Origin of the sequence: Streptomyces glaucescens (assembly GCF_002154375.1) — a bacterium.
Taxonomy (GTDB): domain Bacteria; phylum Actinomycetota; class Actinomycetes; order Streptomycetales; family Streptomycetaceae; genus Streptomyces; species Streptomyces glaucescens.
Genome location: NZ_MUND01000764.1, coordinates 1 through 1,803 on the forward strand (window position 1 = coordinate 1; position 1,803 = coordinate 1,803).

The window sequence follows — 1,803 nt, forward strand, 5'->3', positions numbered from 1 at the left end:
GCGCGGGCGCGCGCCGCCTCTGCGGCGCGGCCTGCCTCCTGTCTCCGCCCCGGCTGGCCGCGCCCGGCGGCGCGCTGCGTGCATGCGGGCTGAGGCAGGAAACCCTCTGTGGCTGGGGTGGTCGGCTCCACGGCTTTAGAGGCCGTTCTCTTTCCGAACCTCGTGTGGCATCTTCGCTGGTCAGGCATGAAGGAGCCGCTGTCGCGGGAGCCTCGGTTTGTTGCCGGGCGAGGTGTCGTGGAGGTGTCGGATGCCGTCGATGCGGGCGGTTCTGGAAACGCGGCAGAAGACCGCAGCCGCGCAGGTGAAGCAACTCGAAGCCGAGCTGGAACGGGTGCGGGCGGCTCTGGCGGACGCCGAGGAGGTGCACCGGCGCCGGGTGATCGGCCTGGAGCAGTACTTGGAGGCGCTGGCCGAGGAGAACGCACCCGCCGACGTGGTCGGTGAGGTGTCGCGAAAGAAGCCGGTCGGACCGCGCCGGGCGGTGCCCCACCGGCGACACGCCACCGAGGTGAAAGAACTGTCACCGGACTATCAGGCGTTGATGACCGCCGCGGTCGATGCGGGAGGCGACGGGCTCGGTGCCCGACGGGCAGCGGTGGTGCTGGGCTGGGACAGCGCGTCCGCCTCCCGCGTCGAAGGCGCGAGGGCCCGGCTGAAGCGGCTGGTGGAACGAGGCTGGCTAGTGGAGCAGAAACCGGGCAGGTTCACGCTGCCTCCCCAGATGTCGGAGCACGACGCTGCTGGCGGTGGGCGGCCAGGCGGCGGCTCATGAGCATGGTCATCGACCAGCAGATGACGGCTTCACTGGTGTCGGTGCGCCGCTCGTAGTCACGGACCAGGCGCCGGCTGCGCAGGCACCAGGCGAAAGACCGTTCCACGACCCAGCGGCGGGGCAGCGCCTGGAAGCCGCTGATGTCGTCGCTGCGGCGGACGATGTCGAGAACGACGCCGAGCTGTGCCGCACTCCAGTCGACGAGGTGGCCGGTGTAGCCGCCATCGGCCCAGACCCGTGTCAGCCGTCCGAAGCGGTCCCTGGCCGCCGTCAGCAGGAGGCGTGCGGCATCCCGGTCGGTGGTCGACGCCGGCGTGACCAGCACGGCCAGCAGCAGACCGAGCGTGTCGGTGAGCAAGTGTCGCTTGCGTCCGTTGATCTTCTTCCCGGCGTCGAAGCCCCGCGCGGCCAGGGCGACGGTGGCGTCCGCCTTCACCGACTGCGAGTCGATGACCGCCGCACTCGGCTCCTGGTCACGGCCCTCGGAATCGCGGACGGCCTCGCGCAGCCGGTCGTGCAGCTCGGCCACGAGTCCCGCATCCCGCCAGCGGGCGAAGAAGGCGTACACCCGTGGCCAGGGCGGGAAGTCGGCGGGCATCGCCCGCCACTTGATGCCGTTGTCGACGAGGTACCGCACCGCGTCGAACATCTGCCGGTGGCAGTAGCCCTCCGGCCGCCCGCCCCGACCTGCCAGCCATCCCGGCACCGGCAGCAGGTCCCGCACCAGGATCCACTCGGCATCGCTCATGTCCGAGCCGTACCGGGGCCGACGCCCCGGCCGGTCGGCCGCGTTCCCGAACCTGTGGGCGAGACAGTCACACCCAGGAGTGGACGGACTGGACCCGGCAACCGTGACCACGCGACACTTCGACAACAGGGCCTCTTGCTCCTCGCTGGACTCGACATCCGCGAGCTACCAAGAGGCCCTTCTTCCATGCATCGGCACCGGCCGACTCACCCGAACCAGGCTCCTGTTCGAACCCCACCCGGCCACCCGAGCGGATAGAGAACAGCCAGTTAGGCAGCCA

2 protein-coding genes are annotated in these 1,803 nt (G+C 70.5%); one reads left to right on the top strand and one right to left on the bottom strand.

What is annotated here, in order from left to right; translation table 11 throughout:
- Positions 1-259: 259 nt before the first annotated feature.
- Entirely contained in the window at positions 260-775 is a 516-nt protein-coding gene (locus CCN42_RS36860) for a hypothetical protein (RefSeq protein WP_086741669.1), read from the top strand.
- On the opposite strand, the gene CCN42_RS36865 is transcribed toward CCN42_RS36860, so the two are convergent.
- The gene (locus CCN42_RS36865) at positions 708-1,523 is read right to left on the bottom strand and encodes an IS5 family transposase (protein ID WP_086741668.1); all 816 of its coding nucleotides are present in this window, start codon (positions 1,521-1,523) and stop codon (positions 708-710) included. The genes CCN42_RS36860 and CCN42_RS36865 overlap by 68 nt on opposite strands.
- Between the last annotated feature and the right edge of the window lie 280 nt (positions 1,524-1,803).

Bases quoted from the DNA above. Each gene is read 5' to 3' on its own strand.
- CCN42_RS36865 (WP_086741668.1), bottom strand. From the start codon at position 1,523: ATGAGCGATGCCGAGTGGATCCTGGTGCGGGACCTGCTGCCGGTGCCG.
- CCN42_RS36860 (WP_086741669.1), top strand. From the start codon at position 260: ATGCGGGCGGTTCTGGAAACGCGGCAGAAGACCGCAGCCGCGCAGGTG.